Here is an 18,628-nt window from a genome sequence, read left to right as displayed (position 1 = left end):
GGCTACGCCGCAATTTCCCAGGAGTCATCGTGGTCGACATCGCGAGTGCATCGTCCTGCCGCGTAGCCCGTGAATGTCGTTATGTGCCGTGGCGTGTCGGATGGCTCGTAGCGTGCCGCCGTGCGAACGCGCGGCCCCGTCCGGGACCGCGTTGGCGCCGGCTCGCGGACCACGGGCATCGCCCCCATCCGTCCCCTGCCCCTGATGCGGCACGCGGGTTACCAGATTCCGTCCAGGCCCGCGGTTCGGCGCTGTCGGTCGGCTCGGGCTCGGTTCGCGGCGATACTTTGCCGCCGGCATGCGAGGAGAGAAACGGTGGCTGCCACGGAAGGTAACCGTCGTCCGTCTGCCGAACGCCCATGGCGCGATCGGCAGGGCGGGTCGGCCGGCATGGGACCGACTCGGTCTGTCGTTCGCACCGATCCGAACCGACGAGGTTCTCGCGGCTCTCACCAAGGCCGACTGGCCCATCCAGGTCGACAACGTCGATTTCAGGACCGAAGCTATCAGGACGAGGCCGAGCCAGCCGCGTCGGCGACTCCCGCGAGGTGAGTCCCAGCGGTCCCCTGGGCGATCGCTTGCACGCCGCTCATCGGCGTCGTCTTCAGGATCATCGCCGTGGCAACCGCAGCACCGTGCTGGGCGAGCTCGCCCTGCCGATCAGCCTCCTCCTGATGTGGCTGCTCTCCCCGTTCTTGCGGTCGTCGACATCCGCTAGCTGCGGGCCGTGACCAGGACCCACCCCGCTCGCGCCCCAAACGACAGTCGGCCTTGACAGCAGCCACAACCGGGCCGCCGCCGTGCGAATGATCTCTACTGTAGTCCAGCAGCGGTAGAGCGGGGCTGGGACACCAGAGACGGCGTCGGGAACCAAGGGAGAGGTGTCCGCTCTCCCGGGCCGCCTGCCTCGCCGGCATCATCACGTCCTCACCATCGGCGAGCATCCAGCAACATCCTGCGCGAACAGGGCAAGGCGCAAAAGTCATTATGTAGGGCAATGTCGATATACTGGATATTACTGTCATTCGCTAACGCGGCCGAGTCTGAGAGAGAAGATGCCGCCGCAGCATGAGTGACCGCCTAGAATCAGTTAAAGATGTTGCTGTCGTTGTACATATCGCCGATCGGACGAGGTCCGGCCATGCAAGCGGCGACATCTGTCTTCAAGCCTCCTCTGACGACCGCGATGATCCCTACCCTGACGAGGTCTCGATGAATGACTCGACTCTTGCGAAGCAGTTCGCAGAGGACGCCGGCGGTGCGTTCGTTGAGCTGATCAAATGTTCTGGTGGCCCCATACGACTTCAGGAGATTAGAGAGACGCTAGTCGGTGTGGGTATATCTCCCGAAGACGTGAACCGACAGTGGAACCGTCTAAGGCCGTTCTTCAGAACGCACCCTCACATCTCCAAGCCAAAGCCGGCTCTGTATGAATGGTCGCTCGTACCAGGGCCATCCAAACTATCTCTAGAAGCGCTGTCGGCGCACGCGAGCCGTCGGGGCCTGACCTGGCTAATCCAGGCGCACGTGGACAACATCGCGGATAGCCTCGCCCGGGCCGAGACGGCAGGACCGCAGGCCCAGATCGGCTGGACAGAACAACGGGAGCAAGAGAAAGCAGCGCTCGTGGCGGATATCGCAGGCTCTGCCGCAATGCTCGCTGCCGACGGGCGCTCGACGCCGGAAATTGCGACTTTGCTCGCGGAGGAGACGAGCCGCCGACGGCTCGCTCCAATCGGTCATATCGGTGAAATTGTCCTGTTCAATGGCGATCTACACGATCCCAACGGCTCGACCAGTCCTCGCGCTGGGCAGGAGGTCCGGGTCGTGCGGCCAGGTTACTCCTGGACGGGCGGCGCTCGATCGGTCGTAGTTGCGAAAGCTCTGGTCGCAGGTTAAGCCTTTTTTGATTCCGGCTTCTGTCCGGGTTCGTCTTGGACAAGTAAGCGTCCAGGAGAAAAGAGTATGGCGATAGCGCCGATTCTTCGGCGCGGTGCCAAGATGCGGTGAGGAGCATCGTGCAAGCCCCACGGTCCGCGAAGCCTCTCGTTTCAGCTCGGGAACTTTCGGTTCGCGACCTTTTTAACGGGAAATCCTATCATCTCGATTTCTTTCAGCGTGGCTACGTCTGGGAGCGTCCGCAGCTGGAGAAAATCATTGACGACCTGACGGCCAAGTTCCAGCCGCAATGGGACCTCGCGCACACCGTGGACGATGTCGAGAATTACGATCCCTACTTCATGGGCTGCATCATCACCTACCAAAAGGATGGCGCAACATACCTGGCCGACGGCCAACAACGGGTCATAACTCTTCTTCTGATGTTGATCATATTGAACAGGAGAACAGTTCATCGGGAAGAGGCTAGAGGCCTAAACGCGCAACTACGTATGCTAGTGCGCGGCGGCGACCGGAGCGACCGGCGGTTTGCGGTCCGCGTTGGCCCCTACGAGACATATTTTGGCCAGCTTCTGGACGGTAGACCGGTCAGCGAGGACGGCGCTTCTCCCGACCTGCGGCGAGTGCAGAGCGCATCAACGCATCTTCTCGCTCGCTGGCCGGAGGAACTTCGGCAAGACGCTCTCCTGCATTTCGCGCGGTGGCTGCTCGACCGGGTTTCGTTTGTTGAGCTCGATGCCGGTGACGCGGTTCGGGGCAAGGAGATGTTCAATGCGATGAATGATCGCGGGCGTCATCTTGGTCCGCTTGACCATCTAAAAAACTATCTGCTCACCGACGCCCATGAAGACCCCGAACAGCTCGACCAGCGATGGCAGAGCATGGTCAATTCGCTGCAGGCGGATTCAGAGGCGCCACTAAACTACATTCGCACAGTAATTCGCGCTCGCTATTTTGATATCGACCGTTCGGCGGAATCCGACCATGCTAAGGAGGATTCCCCGCACGAATGGCTTCACGCGCACGCCAACGCAATCTGGCCAAGCAAAAGAAGGGGAAAACAGGCTGCACTATTCACCGAGTGGCTTGAGCCTCTGCACGGACGTTACGCGACGCTGCTAAGAGCAGTCGACCAGCTCCAAGGTGGGCTGGAGGCGGTGTGGTTCAACAGTCACAACGACATGCCGCGGCAGTTCGACCTCACGCTCGCAGCCCTCCAACCGGAAGACTCAGAGGGGACCACGTGGCGCAAAGCCAGGCTGGTTGCCAACTTCATCGACCTGTTTGTAGTTACCCGGGGCCTGAGGGACCTGCCCTACAACCGGGACGAAGTCCACGAACTCGTGGCGGCCCTGCTGCCGGCAGTGCGCGAGTCTCGCACTGAGGACGACCTAAGTGGGGTACTCGGCAGGGCGGCGGCCGACTGGTATCCGCATTTTTCGCACGTACGGGAAGCGCGCTACCGCGAAGGATCTAACCGGGCATTCGTTCTATATTTTCTCGCCCGGCTGACTGCGTGGCTGGAAAGAGGAGTTGGCGGCGGTGAACAGGCGCAGCGGCTACTCACCGCTCAGGCAGACCGACGGCGCTTCGAGGTTGAGCACCTCTTTACCAAGAAGCTGGGGGTTTACCCGGACCAGGCGACTCCGGACGAGGAGATCCAGTTGAAGCGGGGAATGCTCGGCGGCCTCGTGCTGATAAATGGCGCTGACAATGCCAGCCTCGGCGGCCTGCGCCTAGAGGACAAACTTCTCCCATATCAGAGGTCAAACTCGCTTGCAGCCTCGCTTCATCCGAATGCTGTCAAGGGCAGGGGTACTCGTGTATTTCGCCAATTCGTCGCTCAGCACAACCTGACGGACAAATTCCAGCCCTATCAACCCGGAGAGCCGATCGGTCCTTTCATTGAAAGCCGCGGCCGGCTCTACCAGGCGATCGCCGAACTGGTGTGGTCCCCTGAGGAGCTTGGGCTAACGATGCCTGCCAGTAGGGAGCCCTCCGGCCACACCAAAAACGGCGCGAGCATTGGCGTCTACAAGGCGCGGACCCGTCATACGACGACCCTCGCAGACATTGCCCGAGAGGGAATGATTCGACCCGACGAGCGCCTAATCGGACGGCGCAACGGACTCGCGCACCGGGCGACGTGGTTGCAAGACGGACGGATCCGAATCGAGTCGGGCGAGATATTCACGACACCCACCCCCGCAGCCAACAGGGCCACCGGCAACGAGGTTGGGAGCGGATGGACCTTCTGGACCGTCGAACGTACCAAGGCTACGCTTGCCGCCGTACGAAGTCAGTATCTGCAGGCGGTAAGCGGGACCGCGAACGGTCCTTAACGTCATGGCAGTCAAGCGGTCGCCGGTGGCGAATATAGGCCTATACGAGGCGCGTGTGGATGGCGTGTCATTGGGCGGCGAGTCCCTGCGCGCAGATGCTCTGACCAGGCCCTCACCGCCAGCTGGCTGGCTGGGCGATGTCCGGGCCGCCGGTGTGCGGCGTGGGGATGTAGCCGTGCTCAGGTGTCGGTAGGTCTGCCACGCAAACCGCCGAGCACGCGTTCACTAGGAAAGGGAACACGTCGGTCCCGACGGCGATAGAGATCCACACCTGTCGCAGTTCCCGGTCCACCGGCCCGTAGCAGACGCTGCAACTACGCACCGCCTCCGCGCCCCACACACCGGGATCGAGCGCGCTGAGGTCCACGTCCCTGGCGGCCGTCACCGGCCTCAGCGCCGGAAAGGGCGGCCGGAACTTGAAATTGCCGTAGAGGGCGCGGGTACTCACCCTGCTGTCGGCAAGCAGCACGCACCTCGTGAGCTCGTACGGGTACCAGTGCAACCGGTGCGAGGTGTAGGGGTCGAAGTTCTTGAGGCTGGCCATGGACCCGATCTCGGGCGGGATCCGTACCAGGTTGGTCCCGTAGAGCCCGAGGTGCTCGACCGAGGTCAGCGTCGCGATCGTGGTCGGCAGTGTGATGATCTGGCGCCGCTCGGCGGCGCTCAGTTCCACAAAGGGCGTGAACACAGGCCGCCGATCCGCGGCCGCTTCCTCGATCAGCGCGAGCAGGCGTAACCACCCCACCGCCCTGGTGTCCTGCACCTCGTCGTGAAACGAGACGGCCGCCGGCCGCGTCTGGACCGAGTAGCCGACGCATAGACACCGGTCTCGGCTAGGGCCTGCCGACATAGGCCCGACCGCATTCGCGAGCCGATCCGGAGACACCGGCGGCAGGACCTCATCCGTCCCCATCGAGCGAGCATACCGATAGCCGCAGGAGCGCCAGCCGCGGTCCGTGTGCCCGCCGCTGGAGGGTCGTTCCATACCCGAATCGAGAGGACGGGCATGCACCCTGTGCGTGCCGAAAACCCCATCCGCGCTGGTCAGGGCAGTCGCGGCCACGAGGATTGATCATGAACTCGCCTGCGTCCGGTCCTCGTTCGATGGGACCGGGGCTGGATGAGAGTGCCTTTGGGAGGCGAACCGCTGCCAGTCCGGTGTTGTTGGCGAATGGCCTCGCAGCGTAGAGGTGAGACAGGTTTCTTGGTGGTCAGGAGTGGAGTTCTGCGCCGATCGGCCTGCGGTGCAGAATTGGGAGGACTGCGTCGCGCAGAATTCGCGTGAGCGAGGCCGCATTCGGAACTACGTGGGTCAGTGCCGAGGCCAGTTCCTCGGCTGTTTTGGAGTCATCGAGCGCCATGATGATCGCGTCGATGGCGGATTCGTCGGCAGATCCCTGCTTCGCGATCTGGCGAAGAGCATCGGCCGCGGGTAGCAGGACGGCAGATGTCGTGGCGGAGGCAGGGAAGGTGGTGATCTCTTCGTCGAAGTCGTCCCAGGCTGCTGCCAGGTTGGGTGGAAAGGGGACGTCGGGTCGCCTGCGCACGTGCCTGAGCCCAAGCACGTCGGGGCGGGCTCCCACTTCGCGGGCGATTGCTGGGATCAGTTCCTGGACCTTCGCCGCTGTGGCGCGGCTGACCGGGTGGCCGCCGAGGGCATCGCGCAGCGCCTCGGCGACCAGCTGGCGCTGGTCGTCGCCGGTGTCGGCGAAACGGACCAGTCCACGAGTGATGATTGAAATATCCGCCGCGGGCGGCTCGTCCAGCACTCGGAGGCCGTGCTTGATCAGCCGGTCGCGCCATCGCGGCAGGGAGCGGGCCATGCCATCCTCGACGATCTCAAGGGCGAGCCGGGGCCCGACCGGCACGGCGGCGGCGAGACGGCTGTGGGCCTTCTCATCGACGGACTCGACGAGGTCCACGACCGCGTCGTGCTGGTGATGTTGGGGGATGGCGAACAGGCGTCCCGCGGCGAACAGCCTGTGGGGTGCGAGAAGTCGGCCTGGGCCTGTGAGCTGGGACGATGCGACGGCCAGGCCGTCGGCATGATAGTCAGCTATGTCCGTACGCCTGCTCTACCTGATCTTCATTCGGGTCTGTGGCTGGCTGGTGTTGCTCGGTCGCTCGTCGGCGTCGAAGGACATCGAGCTACTCGTGCTGCGGCACGAGATCGCGGTGCTACGCCGCACCCAACCCAAGGCCCGGTGGGACTGGGCCGACCGCGCCGTGCTCGCCGCGCTGATCCGACGCCTACCGAGGCGACTGCGGATGCACCGACTAGTCACCCCCGGCACCGTCCTACGGTGGCACCGCCGCCTGGTCACCAGGAAGTGGACCTACCCCCACCGGACCGGACGACCGCCTGTCAACGCGGAGATCGCGGCCCTCATCGAACGGCTCGCCACCGACAACAAGACGTGGGGATACAAGAGGATCCAGGGCGAGCTGCGCAAGCTCGGCCACCGGGTCAGCGCGTCCACGATCCCCCGCGTCCTGAAGTCCCTCGCGCTCCCCCCAGCACCTCAACGTCAGACCGACGCGACGTGGCGGCAGTTCCTGCGCACCCAAGCCTCGACCCTGCTGGCCGTTGACTTCTTCCACGTGGACTGCGCCGTGACGCTGCGCCGTCTATACTGCTTCTTCGTCATGGAGGTCGGCACCCGCTACGTCCACCTCGTCGACGTCACCGCCCACCCAGACCGAGCCTGGACCACCCAGCAGATCCGCAACGCCCTCATGGATCTCGGAGATCGGGCGGCGGAGTTCCGGTTCCTGGTCCGCGACCGCGCCGGGCAGTTCACCGCCTCGTTTGACGCAGTCCTCGCCGACGCGGGCATCACCGCGGTCAAGATCCCGCCTCAAGCTCCCCGAGCAAACGCCTACGCGGAACGGTTCGTCCGCACCGTCCGGGCCGAGGTCACCGACCGCCTCCTGATCTTCAGCGAACGGCACCTGCGGGCCGTCCTGGCCGAATACCTGCGGCACTACAACGGACGACGACCCCACCGCAGCCGCGATCCCCGGCCACCACCACGCGACCACCCCATCGCCGACCTGACCAAGGAACGGATCAAGCGCCGGCCCGTCCTGGGCGGCCTGATCGGCGAGTACGAACGAGCCGCATAAAAGCCCAGCTCAACGCCGGTGGCCGAGTTCTGGAACCCCACACGTGTTTGACGGTCCGCAGGACCTGGTCGAGGTTGCGGGCGGCGAGATTCGGCAGGGTGGTGCGTTTGAGCTGGGACCAGACGCCCTCAGTCGGCTTGCCGCGGTGCAGGGAGAGTTGGACAGGGTGGCGCTGACGCGCCGATTATCGGTGGGGAGGGGTTGCTGCGGCTGGTCGAAGTGGTCGATCAGCTACGGGCCCGTGAGCGGTGTGAAGGCGGTGCGTTGTGGACGGCACCGGATCAGACGGCCTCCCCAGATCCCGGCGGGCATGCCGTGGGCGCTGCTGCCGGAGCCGAGCCGGCGGGAGGCAGTCGCAGTCCTGATCGTGCTGGTGGAGCGGCTGGCGGGTCGGGCGGTCGGCAGCGGCGGGCGGGACGGCGGTGACGTCGATGCTGCTGTGTGAGCGTGAGATCGGGAAGGTCCAGGGCCGGCATCGGGATCGCCTGGCGGTGGTGTATGTGCGCCAGTCCTCCCGTCAGCAGGTGCTCGATCACGGCGAGTCGACCCGGTTGCAGTACGGGCTGGTCGAGCGGGCGGTGGCGCTGGGGTGGTCGTCGTCGCGGGTGCTGGTGATCGACGAGGATCTGGGGCGTTCGGCGGCCGGGGTGGTCGAGCGGCCGGGGTTCGCCCGCCTGGTTACCGAGATCAGCATGGGGCATGTGGGCCTGGTGGTGGGGCTGGAGATGTCGCGGCTGGCCCGCGCTGGACGTGACTGGCACCAGCTGGTCGAGCTGTGCTCGCTGGCGGGAGTCCTGCTGGCCGACACCGACGGGGTCTACGATCCGGATGAGTACAACGACCGGCTGCTGCTCGGGTTGAAGGGCACCATGAGCGAGGTCTTATGCCGACGTCGGCATAAGGCCTCTTATGCCAACCTCGGGGTTATGCCGACCTTGGGTCGGAAGCCGCTGGTGGTGGCGGCTCCCGGCGGCGGGATGTCGGCGTAACCGCTGGGGTGACACCTGCCATCATCAAGATGATCATCTTCTCTGTCGGGTCGGTCCTGACGAGAGGAGAAGATGATGGTCAAGCCGTCGTGGGCCCGGGTGTGTGGCCCGCTGGGGCCGTATGCCGCGGGGTTCCGGGGTGAGTTGGAGCGGTTGGGGTACACGCCGCTGTCGGCGGCGGGGCAGGTGCGGTTGGCGGCGCACCTGAGTCGCTGGATGGTCGGAGAGGGCCTGGCGGTGTCCGCGTTGACGCCGGAGACGGTGGATGCGTACTTCGCCGCGCGCCGTGCGGCTGGCTATACCAACTCGCTGACGCGCCGATCGGTGCGGCCGCTGCTGGACTATCTGCGGCGGCTGGGGGTGGTCGCGTGCGCGGAGCCGGCGGCCCCGACGACGCCGGCGGAACGGTTGCTGACCCGGTTTCGGGATTATCTGGTCACCCAACGGGGCCTGGCGGCCTCCACGGCCGAGTTGAACATGCGACTGGCGCGGCTGTTCCTGGCCGAATGTTCGCAGGCTGACGGGCAGCTGGACCTGGAGCATCTGGACGCGGCCGTGGTGAGCGCGTTCGTGGTGTCCTGGGGTGCCGCATGGCCACGGTCGGTGGGCCGGATGGTGACCGCGCTGCGGTCTTTGCTGCGGTTCTTGCATGTCGACGGCGTTCTGGATCGTCCGGTGCCGGTGCCGTCGGTGGCTTCCTGGAAGCTGGCCGGGCTGCCCCAGGCGTTGGAACCGGGGCAGGTCACGGCGTTGCTGGCCTCCTGTGAACGGTCCACCGCGACGGGATGCCGGGACTACGCGATCCTGTTGCTGTTGTCCCGGCTGGGGCTTCGGGCTGGGGAGGTCGCGCACCTCGGGTTGGCCGACATCGACTGGCGCCACGGCGAGATCACGGTGCGGGGCAAGGGCAACCGTCAGGACCGGCTTCCCCTGCCGGCCGATGTCGGGCAGGGGATCGTGGACTATCTGCGTCGCGCCCGCCCCGACACCGCCCAGGACCGGACGGTCTTCGTCCGGGCGCAGGCCCCGCACCAGGCGCTGACCTCGACCGGGGTCACCACGGTGGTGGCGATCGCCGCGGGCCGCTGCGGGCTTGGGCCCATCCATGCTCATCGGCTGCGGCACTGTGCGGCCACGGCCATGCTCGGCGCGGGTGGGTCCCTGACCGAGATCGGCCAGGTGCTGCGCCATCGGCGTCCGTGCACGACCGCGATCTATGCGAAGGTCGACAGTGAGCGGCTGCGGCGCCTGGCCCGCCCCTGGCCGGGGGTGGCGGCATGAGTACCTATCCGCCGTTGCGGCAGGCGTTGGCCGACTACCTGGCCCTGCGCCGCACGCTCGGATTCGAACTGCGCACCGCCGGCAGGCTGCTGGGCCAGTTCGTCGACTACCTCGACGACCACGGTGTGCAGACCCCGACCATCGACCACGCGGTGGCCTGGGCGAACCTGCCAGACGGGGCGTCGAGGGCTTGGCGAGCGATCCGCCTGAGCGCCGTGCGGGGCTTTGCCACCTACCTCCACGGCCTCGACCCCACCGTCGCGGTGCCTCCGGCGGATCTGATCCGCCACGGACCCGACCGCGCCACCCCCTACCTGTATTCCGACCGGGAGATCGGTGACCTCGTCAGCGCGGCGGGCACCCTGCGGCCACGGCTGCGGGCGGCCACCTACCAGACCCTGATCGGCCTGCTCGCGACCAGTGGCCTGCGGGTCAGTGAAGCGATCGCCCTGGACACCAGCGATCTCGACTGCGAGCGCGACCTCCTCACGATTCGTGACACGAAGTTCGGTAAGTCCCGGCTGGTGCCGCTGCACCCGACGGCGACCAGCGCCCTGGGCGACTACATCCACCTGCGCGACCAGACCCGACCCCGCCCGATCAGTCCGGCGCTGCTGGTATCGACCGCCGGAACCAGGCTGCATGAACCGCCCTCGGCGTGCGGGACGTGTCGGGCTTCCTGCTGCGGCAGCGCGGGCTGCGGGGCAAGACCGTCGCGAGCATGAGGTCGTCCCTGGCGGACTTCCTGGCCTTCCTGGCCGACGCGGGCCGGGGACCGCAGGGCCTGGCCGACCGGCTGCCGCCGCACCGGCACCTGCGCCACGAGTCCGAGCCGCACCTGTGGACCGCTGAGGAGATCCGGCGGCTGCTGGCCGTGATCGACCGCCAGTCCGCCACCGGCAAGCGCGACTACGCGATGATCTTGATGACCGCCCGGCTCGGCCTGCGGATCTCCGACCTGCGCCACCTCGAGCTCGGCGACCTGGACTGGCGGGCGAAGACCCTCACGATCATCCAGCACAAGACGGGCCGGCCGCTGAGCCTGCCGCTGCTGGACGACGTCGGCTGGGCAGTCATCGACTACGTCCGGCACGGCCGCCCCGGGACCGCCTGCGCGAAGGTGTTCATCAAGCACCGTCATCCCTTCGGCGCGTTCGGCGGCTCCTCGTCGGTCGCCACCAGGCTGTCGCGCTACGCGGCCCGCGCGGGGATCGGGTTCCCGCCCGGCCAGGCGTGCGGGATGCATTCCCTGCGCGGCGCGCTGGCCGTGGCCATGATCGGCAGCGGCACGCCGATCCCGGTGGTGTCAGCCGTGCTCGGACACGCCTCAAGCGACACGACCCAGGCCTACTACCTGCGCTTTGGCACCGAACGGCTGCGTTGCTGCGCGCTGGACGTCGAGGACGTCCTCAGCCGGGCGGGGGCGGGTGAGCGCGGTGCCTGAGGCGACGCTGGAGGGCCTGGTCGCCGATCTGGTCGCCTCGCGCCATGCTGGCGGGTACAGGTTCAAGGTCCAGGAACGGGTGCTGCGCCAGTTCGCCGGCCACTGCCGGCAGGAGGGCTACCCGGACGGGTCCATCACCAGGGAAGCGGTCGACGGGTTCCTTTACGGCCGTCACCTGCGGGTCTCCACCATCCGGCGCAACGAGCTGGCGCTGCGCCAGCTGGCCGAGCACGCCCGGGCGGCCGGCTGGGATGCCTGGACCCCGGCCGCGGCAGCCCAGGCCGTGTCCGCCACCAGCCCCCGTACGTGCTCACCGACGACGAGGTGCGCCGCCTGTTCACCGCGATCGACTCCCAGCCCATGTCCAGCTTCTCGAACAAGGCCATGGTCGACCCGGTCCTGTTCAGGGTGCTCTACGGCGCCGGGCTGAGAGTCTCCGAGGCACTCGGCCTCACCCTGGCCGATGCGGACACCCGCGGCGGGATCCTGCGGATCCGCGACTCCAAGAACGGCGAGAGCCGGACCGTCCCGGTCACCGGCCGGCTCACCGCGACCCTGGCGGGCTACATCGCGGCCGCGCACCCCGCCCCCGAAACCAGCGACCACGTGTTCTACAGCGTCGCGCCCGGCCGGCCGATCAACCAGTCGACCGTCTACCTGCGGTTCCGCGGCTACCTGGCCGACGCCGGCATCCCCCACTTCACGGGCGGCCCTCACCCGCACTCGCTGCGCCACGGATTCGCTGTCGCCAACCTGCGGCGCTGGGCCGCGGAAGGCGCTGACCTGGCCGTGGTGCTGCCCTACCTGGCGTGCTACCTGGGCCACGCCGACCTCCGCGGCACCCAGTACTACCTGAGGCTGACCGCGGACGCCTACCCCGAGGTGATGGCCAGGGCCCAGGTCCGGTTCGGCTACGTCATCCCCGAGCCCCCCGGGGACCAGCCGTGAGCCCGCGGCCAGCGCCGCCGCCGGACCTTGCCGGGCGCTGGCTGTCGAAGTTCTTCACCAGCCACCTCGCCGGGGAGCGCGCAGCCTCGCCGAGGACCGTAGCGTCCTACAGAGACGCGATGAAGCTACTGCTCACCTGGTTCAGGGCCGCCGAGCGCATACCGCCGGAGCAGCTGCGCCTGGCCGACATCGACCGGCCCCGCGTCCTGCGGTTCCTGGACTGGCTGGAGGCCGAGCGGGGCTGCTCGGCCGCGACCCGCAACCAGCGCCTGGCGGTGATCAAGTCGTTCTGCCGCTACACCGCCGTCGAGCAGCCCGACCTCCTCGGCCAGGTCACCCAGGTCCTCGCGATCCGGCAGAAGAAGACCCCGGCCCCGCAGCTGGACCACCTGACCGGCGACGAGGTCAAGGCACTGCTCGCCGAGCCCGGCACGGCCAGCGCACGCACCGTCAGGGACACCGTCCTGCTCGCCCTCGCCTACGACACCGCCGCCCGCGTCCAGGAGCTCTGCGACCTCGACATCGCCGACATCCGCCGCGGCAGCCCCATGACCGTCGTGATCCGCGGGAAGGGCTCCAAGATCCGGTACGTGCCCGTGATGGAGCCGACCGCCCGGCTCGTCGGCGACTACCTCGACCACCGCGACCGGCATCCCGGCGTCGGCACAGACGCAGACCCGCTGTTCGCCGGGCCGCATCACTCCAGGCTGACCCGGTCCGGGGTGGCCAAGCTGCTGGCCCGACACGTGCGGGCCGTCCGGGCCCACGACCCCGGCTGGGCTCCCGGCCTGCCGGTCACTCCTCATACGCTCCGGCGGAGCCGGGCCATGCACCTGGTCCAGGCCGGCGTCAACCTGATCTACATCCGCGACCTGCTCGGCCACGCCGACGTGTCCACCACCGAGATCTACGCCCGAGCAGACGCGGAGGCCAAACGCAGAGCGATTGAGGATGCCTACGAGCCACTCACCCCGGACGCCCTGCCGGACTGGACCTCGGACTCGTCCCTGCTCGGCTGGCTCGACTCGCTGGGGCGATGACCCCAGCCCAGGATTATGCGGACCACCAGACGAGCCCCGCCGCCCCTGCCAGCGGAAACACCACGGCAGGACACATAACCCGGCCGTCCGCCTAATGCCGCAGTACGTGGGGGGTCAGGTCGTCGATGCCGACGGAGCGGCCGAGGTCGGCGACGACCTGGTCGACGGTGCGGGTCGAGAGCCGCCGGCCGTAGCGGTTGAGGAACAGCGCCGGGTCGTCGTCGGCGCCCGGCCAGGCGGCCCGGGCCGGCTTCCAGTCGGTCAGCGCGCGGCGGGCCCGGGGGTTGGCCGGGATGGTGCGTGGCTTGCCGCCGTCGCGGCCCTTGCCGGTCCGGACGTGGACGGCGCCGGTGCGGGCGGTGACGGGGACGTCGTCGACGTCGAGGGCGACGAGCTCGCCGCTACGGACGCCGGTGTTGTAGAGCAGCTCGACGATCGTGCGGTCGCGCAGCGAGGGCAGCCGTTCGGCGGCGCGCAGCACGCGGCGGGCCTCGTCGTCGGTCAGGGCGCGGGGGGCCTGCTCGGGTAGGTCGGCGCGGTCGACGGCGGCGCGGACGAGGTGGCGCCAGGTGAAGAAGTGGTCGAGCGCGGTCAGGTGCGCGTTGACGGTCGCGGGCCGCTTCTTCGCGACGGCGAGCAGGTGGGCCCGGTAGTCGCGGACGGCGAAGTCCCGGGCGTGGGCGTCGGACAGCGGGTCGGCGCCGGTGGGGTCCGCGGCGGCGCCGTCGGTGTCGAGCCAGCGCAGGAAGCCTGCGACCCGGGAGGCGTAGGCGCGCCGGGAGTGGTCGGCGAGCCGGACGTGGTCGAGCTCGGCGCGGTAGGTGGCGAACAGCTCGGCGTACCGGTCGGGCGGGCGTTCGCCGCCGCGCCGGCCGCGGCCGGGCGTCGTGGCGGTGGCGCTGGTCGTCACCGACCACTTCCTCTCGTCGCGCGTCCCGGTATCAGAACCATCTCGGGGACGATCGTAGCGCCGTTCGCCCGCAGTATCAGAACCAAACGGCTGCTATGGTTCTGATACTGGTAGGTATCAGATCTGCGAGGTCTCCCCATTGAACTGGGCACCACCCTGACCGATGTCACGAAACCCGCCGCGGCAAGTCACGAAACCCCTGTGTGCGTGCGGGTGCGGCCAGACGGTGGTCCGCGGCGCGACGGGCCGGCCGGGCCGGTTCGCCTCGGCTGCCTGCCGGCAGCGGGCCCGCCGCCGAGCGCTGGCCAGCGCCGCCCCAGTCGCGCCGTTCCATGACGACGAGTCGGTGACGGGGTCTGGGGAACATCAGAACGAAGAACAACGCCTCGCTCGGCGAGGACCTTCCGCTCGCCGCCCTCGAGACCGACGCGAGCGCCGATGCCGCGGGGGTCGGCACGTCCAGCGGGCGACATGTGGCCGAGCATGCCGGGCCCTTCAGAGAGCGGCACGAGGCGGGCGCCGGCCTCGTCCAGGAACTCGAACGGCTCAGCCTGGATGCACCGTCCGATTTGCCCGGTGATCGGCGTGGTGAACGAGAAAGTGCCCTCTGACCTGGGACGATGGGGTTGCTGAGGCCACCATCCATCCGACAGGCGAGGGCACTTCCGAAGTGCGATTGTTGCATACCTCATCGAAGATCGATCTCCGGTTCGACGACCCGAACCTGGTCGCTGCGGCCGGTCTGGTGCCGGTGATGCGGCTGGCTGAGCGGGCCGGGCTGGCGGACCTGGTCGCCGAGCACGTCCGCCTGCCGGCCTCTGCCGGGTCGGCGGGGGCGAACGTGGAGGCGAAGGTCGGCTGCCTGGTCGCGGGCATGGCCGCCGGGGCGGACAGCATCGACGATCTGGCGCTGCTGCGCCACGACGCGCTGGCCGAGGTGTTCGGCGGGATCCGGGCGCCGTCCACACTCGGGACGTTCCTGCGGGCGCTGAGGTGGGGCAACGTCCGCCAGCTGGGCAGGGTGCACCGGCGGCTGCTCGCCGCGCTCGCCGAGGCGGCGGCGCTGCTCGGTGGGGCCGGCACGCTGGCGTTCGTCGATCTGGACTCCTGCCAGCGTCGGGTGTTCGGCCCCGGCAAGCAGGGCGCCGCCTTCGGTCACACCAAAATCGCGGCCAGGTCGGTGTTCGTGCGCGGGCTCAACGCCCTGGTCGGGACGGTGTCGACCCCGACCGCGGCGCCGCTGGTCGCGGCCACCCGGCTGCGCGGCGGGAATGCCGTCTCGGCGAAGGGAGCGGCGGGCTTCCTCGCCGAGACCGTCGGCGCCGCCCGCGACGCCGGCGCCACCGGGATCATCATCGCCCGGGGCGACTGCGGCTTCTACACCGCCGAGGTCGTCGCCACCGCGCGGCGCCACCGGGTCCACTTCTCGATCACCGCCCCGCAGAACACGGCGATCCGCGCCGCCTGCGCGGCCATCGACGACACGGCGTGGGCCCCGATCCGCTACCCGCGCGCGGTCTGGGACGAGGACCTCAAGGAGTGGATCTCGGATGCCGAGATCGCCGAGACCACCTACACCGCCTTCGCTCACACCACGTCCCCGGTCACCGCCCGCCTCATCGTCCGCCGCGTCAGGGCCCGCAACCCGAAGGCGAACCCCGGCCAGGGCGAACTGTTCCCCACCTGGCGCTACCACGCCGTGTTCACCGACAGCCCGTTCACCCTGCCCCAGGCCGAGGAACAGCACCGCGACCACGCGATCATCGAACAGGTCAACGCCGACCTGATCAACGGCCCGCTCGCGCACCTGCCCTCCGGCCGGTTCACCGCCAACGCCGCCTGGCTCACCCTCACCGCGATCACCCACAACCTGCTACGCGCCGCCGGCGCCCTGGCGTCGGCGTTCCACGGCCGCGCCCGCGGCGCGACCCTGCGCGCCCACCTCGTGGGCGTCCCCGCCCGGCTCGCCCGCCACGGCCGCGGGCAGATCACCCTGCACCTACCCACCGGCTGGCACGCCGAGAACGCCCTGACCGGCCTGTTCGCCGCCGTCCACGCCCCACCACCCGCCCGGGCCACCTGACCGGCGACCCGCCGGCACCAGCACACACCCGGCCAGCACGCACCCGGCCAGCACCACCCACGCCCCAGCCTCCAGCCAGGACCCCGGACGAGCCGTCGAACCGTGAGCGGCCAACCAGCCACACCCCCGACCGGCTACTACCAGTTAACGGTCGTCACAGGTCGACCGAAACGACCCGAGAATCAGATCGGTGCATCCAGGCTCAGTGCCCCGGACCGGCGGCCGTGGTAAGTGGCGGTTCGTCACCAAGGAGTGGGTCGGTGCATGGCAGGTTCGTTACAGCCAGGTATACCGCCAGGTCATTTCACCGGCCGATGATTACGGAAAGCTAGGAATTGCCGTCTATTGCGCACAGGACCGACGAGCGCTACTGTTATGGCGCGGCCAAGCGAGAGTATCTGTCTCAGGAGGCGAGGGAATCGGCCGGTTTCCTCTACGGCTGCAGTCCATCGCACCAGCCCACGTCCGCTACCGGATCTGTGCTGCACATTCTGGTGCGCCAGATCTCTCGGGTAGCGCTGTCAAATGTCACCTCACTGGGCGGCGGCCGCCAAGGCCTGCCGCACGCCAAAAAAAGGGGGTAATTGAAATTAGCGGCTCGTTCGTGTCGGCTCGCCGCGCTCGCAGTATGATCATGGTCACCGTCATCACCATTCTTTTCGCCGCCCTCTTCATCACTTCCGGCCACGTGGTCGCGCGGGCGGACGCGTTGCCAACCCCTTGGTGCAGCGAGGAGCAGGAAGGGGACACCCAGGAGCACATAGCGACCGGTGAATGGTGGATCTGCGAATACGATCCAGCATTCGGGTGGATATGGAAGCCGGCCCAATGGCTTTTTGACGAGGAGGACACGGAGGACGACTTCTCGATACAGCAAGGCTCCAACATCTACCTGAACAGGACGCTGTCGCGGGTAGAAGACCTTTGGGACGGTCTGCACACGGGTGCGGATGTATTCTCCGCGCTCAACGGAACGCGATGGAGTGTCCCTGCCGGATGGCTGCAGAACCAAATGATAATCCAAAAATGGAACGGAAGTTCCTGGGTAAACTGCAACAGTTCCCCTTGGTACTCCAACAATAGTGCCACTGATGCCTTCACCCCCACGGTCTACTGGGGAAGCGCCTGCGGCGAGAACGGTTGGTACTCGTCGTGGGGTGCCGGATACCAATGGACTGGTAGCGCCTGGAACGGGGGCTCCGTGTGGTCCGGCCTCATCTACCTTGACTGCAAGAGCTGCCGCTCCCAGCAGCAACCCGAGCCTCCGACCACGACTCCTCCGACCCCCAAGTTCGATGTGCCGCGCGGCACGCCGGATGACCTGAAGGGCAAGCAGCGTCGCATCCCGGCGAGCAGCTCGGTCACCATCCACATCTGACAGATCTGCGAGGGGACCCGGCGGAGGCTCCGACAGAAGCGTCGGGCTCTCCGCCGGGTCCCCGGTGGTACAGTTGATCAGGATCAGCATTGCGTCTCATGGCCTCACTCGCCGCCAAGAAGGGGGGCCAGTATGTTGATGCGCGACGCGAAGGAACACGCGCGCCGGGAGTCTGCGACCGCTGTGCGCCTGCACCATGTTCTGTTGGCCTATGCCGACCGAGACGACACACCTGCCGGGCGGATCCTTCACGAGGCAGGCTGGCGTGCCCCGCAGGAACTCTCCACCACCACGAAAGGCGAAGGCGGAAACCCGCGTCGCCTGGCCCACGATCTCGTCCTTAATCTTGCCTGGGTGAACGGGCTGCGCGTGGCACTGCCACAGCCTTCAGACTTCGGAGTCTGCTTCCTTCTCAGCTGTGTTCTCGGCCCCTCGTCATCCGCACACGCCTGGCTTGGCCGACATGGCGTCGATCTGGACCGGCTGTGTGTCCTGTCATCGGCGACGATCGGCTTGCCGGACTCGGCCTGCATTCACAGGACGCGGTGGGCCACCGAACCTGTCATCGTTCCTAGCGAGGATGCGGCGGAGATCATGCGGGACCTCCGGTCGCGTGGACTGCTTTACCAGTTCAACACGTTCCCCGACGGAACGACGCTGATTGTTCCCGAAGAATCGTCTGGCAGCCTGAACTCGCCGCAACCCGAATAGCTTCTTCAGGCCGTAGCGCCCAGCCCAAGATCGTGGCCTAGCGCTGGTTTTCGTTCCGGTGTTCGACCCCAACCCGCCCGGCGACGTCGCCGCCGGCTGGGTCGAGAACCTGTAACCGCCGCCGGGTCACTCCTCGTCCTCGTCGTCAGGCTCGTCCGGGTCCGCAGCGGCCGCAGCCCGTCGGCCAGGTCCGGGAGCTGGAAGGCGTAGCGGCCCTGGACGTGGATGTGCCGGGAGACGAACGGCGACAGGTGGGCGACGTCCTTGTCCCGGACGGGGTGGCCGTCGGCGCGCCGACCGAACAGAAGGACGGCGGCTGACCAGCATCTCAACGGCACCGCGGCAGGTTTCTGGCGTATTCCGGTCCCACCACTAGTAGTTAGGTCGAGTCGGGCCGACGGGCGAGTCAGGTTTTGGTCATGGCGACCGCGTGATCCGTGGTGCCGGCGCTGTCGGTGCGGTCGCTCAGTAGGAGCC

The 18,628-nt window shown here is 67.7% G+C and carries 16 protein-coding genes; 13 read left to right on the top strand and 3 right to left on the bottom strand.

The window, feature by feature from the left end; all coding sequences use genetic code 11:
* Positions 1 to 1,068: 1,068 nt before the first annotated feature.
* Both BCD48_RS50550 and BCD48_RS45765 read left to right on the top strand, forming a co-directional pair.
* Complete coding sequence (locus BCD48_RS50550; protein WP_131803862.1) at positions 1,069 to 1,899, top strand: hypothetical protein; 831 nt, start codon at positions 1,069 to 1,071, stop codon at positions 1,897 to 1,899.
* A 119-nt stretch (positions 1,900 to 2,018) separates the two neighbouring features.
* Positions 2,019 to 4,241 (top strand): GmrSD restriction endonuclease domain-containing protein, encoded by a 2,223-nt coding sequence (locus BCD48_RS45765; protein WP_198543167.1) that lies wholly within the window; start codon positions 2,019 to 2,021, stop codon positions 4,239 to 4,241.
* A gap of 112 nt (positions 4,242 to 4,353) precedes the next feature.
* Here the strand turns inward: BCD48_RS45765 and BCD48_RS09270 are convergent, their stop codons facing one another.
* Together BCD48_RS09270 and BCD48_RS09265 are read right to left on the bottom strand one after the other, a co-directional pair.
* Positions 4,354 to 4,986 (bottom strand): hypothetical protein, encoded by a 633-nt coding sequence (locus BCD48_RS09270; protein WP_198543166.1) that lies wholly within the window; start codon positions 4,984 to 4,986, stop codon positions 4,354 to 4,356.
* A 466-nt stretch (positions 4,987 to 5,452) separates the two neighbouring features.
* Positions 5,453 to 6,163: a hypothetical protein gene (locus BCD48_RS09265; RefSeq protein WP_071047919.1), complete on the bottom strand. Its 711-nt coding sequence runs from the start codon at positions 6,161 to 6,163 to the stop codon at positions 5,453 to 5,455.
* 136 nt (positions 6,164 to 6,299) lie between these two features.
* On the opposite strand from BCD48_RS09265, the gene BCD48_RS09260 reads away from it, so the two are divergent.
* From BCD48_RS09260 to BCD48_RS09225, 8 genes are all read left to right on the top strand, one after another.
* Complete coding sequence (locus BCD48_RS09260) at positions 6,300 to 7,367, top strand: integrase core domain-containing protein (RefSeq protein WP_071047918.1); 1,068 nt, start codon at positions 6,300 to 6,302, stop codon at positions 7,365 to 7,367.
* 241 nt (positions 7,368 to 7,608) lie between these two features.
* Complete coding sequence (locus BCD48_RS51135) at positions 7,609 to 7,812, top strand: hypothetical protein (protein ID WP_157910458.1); 204 nt, start codon at positions 7,609 to 7,611, stop codon at positions 7,810 to 7,812.
* A complete protein-coding gene (locus tag BCD48_RS09250; protein ID WP_071047916.1) occupies positions 7,799 to 8,356 on the top strand; it encodes a recombinase family protein in 558 nt (185 codons plus the stop codon). Before BCD48_RS51135 ends, BCD48_RS09250 begins: the two co-directional genes overlap by 14 nt.
* A 72-nt stretch (positions 8,357 to 8,428) precedes the next feature.
* Positions 8,429 to 9,637: a tyrosine-type recombinase/integrase gene (locus BCD48_RS09245; protein WP_071047915.1), complete on the top strand. Its 1,209-nt coding sequence runs from the start codon at positions 8,429 to 8,431 to the stop codon at positions 9,635 to 9,637.
* Complete coding sequence (locus tag BCD48_RS09240; RefSeq protein ID WP_071047914.1) at positions 9,634 to 10,362, top strand: tyrosine-type recombinase/integrase; 729 nt, start codon at positions 9,634 to 9,636, stop codon at positions 10,360 to 10,362. Before BCD48_RS09245 ends, BCD48_RS09240 begins: the two co-directional genes overlap by 4 nt.
* Positions 10,296 to 11,081 (top strand): site-specific integrase, encoded by a 786-nt coding sequence (locus BCD48_RS09235; RefSeq protein ID WP_071047913.1) that lies wholly within the window; start codon positions 10,296 to 10,298, stop codon positions 11,079 to 11,081. Before BCD48_RS09240 ends, BCD48_RS09235 begins: the two co-directional genes overlap by 67 nt.
* Positions 11,082 to 11,387: 306 nt before the next feature.
* The gene (locus BCD48_RS09230) at positions 11,388 to 12,029 is read left to right on the top strand and encodes a tyrosine-type recombinase/integrase (RefSeq protein ID WP_071047912.1); all 642 of its coding nucleotides are present in this window, start codon (positions 11,388 to 11,390) and stop codon (positions 12,027 to 12,029) included.
* Positions 12,026 to 13,069 carry a tyrosine-type recombinase/integrase gene (locus BCD48_RS09225; RefSeq protein WP_071047911.1) on the top strand — a complete coding sequence of 348 codons (1,044 nt, stop codon included), beginning with the start codon at positions 12,026 to 12,028 and terminating at the stop codon, positions 13,067 to 13,069. Before BCD48_RS09230 ends, BCD48_RS09225 begins: the two co-directional genes overlap by 4 nt.
* Before the next feature lie 91 nt (positions 13,070 to 13,160).
* On the opposite strand, the gene BCD48_RS09220 is transcribed toward BCD48_RS09225, so the two are convergent.
* Entirely contained in the window at positions 13,161 to 13,979 is an 819-nt protein-coding gene (locus BCD48_RS09220) for a tyrosine-type recombinase/integrase (RefSeq protein ID WP_071047910.1), read from the bottom strand.
* 670 nt (positions 13,980 to 14,649) lie between these two features.
* On the opposite strand from BCD48_RS09220, the gene BCD48_RS09215 reads away from it, so the two are divergent.
* The 3 genes from BCD48_RS09215 (at position 14,650) to BCD48_RS50545 (ending at position 18,151) form a co-directional block, all read left to right on the top strand.
* Positions 14,650 to 16,062, top strand: a complete 1,413-nt coding sequence (locus tag BCD48_RS09215) for an IS1380 family transposase (RefSeq protein WP_071047909.1) — start codon at positions 14,650 to 14,652, stop codon at positions 16,060 to 16,062.
* A 634-nt stretch (positions 16,063 to 16,696) separates the two neighbouring features.
* Positions 16,697 to 17,440, top strand: a complete 744-nt coding sequence (locus BCD48_RS09210; protein WP_131803858.1) for a hypothetical protein — start codon at positions 16,697 to 16,699, stop codon at positions 17,438 to 17,440.
* A 132-nt stretch (positions 17,441 to 17,572) separates the two neighbouring features.
* Complete coding sequence (locus BCD48_RS50545) at positions 17,573 to 18,151, top strand: hypothetical protein (protein ID WP_131803856.1); 579 nt, start codon at positions 17,573 to 17,575, stop codon at positions 18,149 to 18,151.
* Positions 18,152 to 18,628 lie beyond the last annotated feature (477 nt).

It is taken from the genome of Pseudofrankia coriaricola (assembly GCF_001854805.1).
Lineage (GTDB): Bacteria > Actinomycetota > Actinomycetes > Frankiales > Frankiaceae > Pseudofrankia.
Note: the sequence above shows the minus strand (reverse complement) of the source record. Positions and strands in the feature narration are given on the sequence as shown.

Bases quoted from the DNA above. Each gene is read 5' to 3' on its own strand.
- BCD48_RS50550 (WP_131803862.1), top strand. From the start codon at position 1,069: ATGAGTGACCGCCTAGAATCAGTTAAAGATGTTGCTGTCGTTGTACAT.
- BCD48_RS09260 (WP_071047918.1), top strand. From the start codon at position 6,300: ATGTCCGTACGCCTGCTCTACCTGATCTTCATTCGGGTCTGTGGCTGG.
- BCD48_RS09250 (WP_071047916.1), top strand. From the start codon at position 7,799: ATGCTGCTGTGTGAGCGTGAGATCGGGAAGGTCCAGGGCCGGCATCGG.
- BCD48_RS09245 (WP_071047915.1), top strand. From the start codon at position 8,429: ATGATGGTCAAGCCGTCGTGGGCCCGGGTGTGTGGCCCGCTGGGGCCG.
- BCD48_RS09240 (WP_071047914.1), top strand. From the start codon at position 9,634: ATGAGTACCTATCCGCCGTTGCGGCAGGCGTTGGCCGACTACCTGGCC.
- BCD48_RS09210 (WP_131803858.1), top strand. From the start codon at position 16,697: ATGGTCACCGTCATCACCATTCTTTTCGCCGCCCTCTTCATCACTTCC.
- BCD48_RS50545 (WP_131803856.1), top strand. From the start codon at position 17,573: ATGTTGATGCGCGACGCGAAGGAACACGCGCGCCGGGAGTCTGCGACC.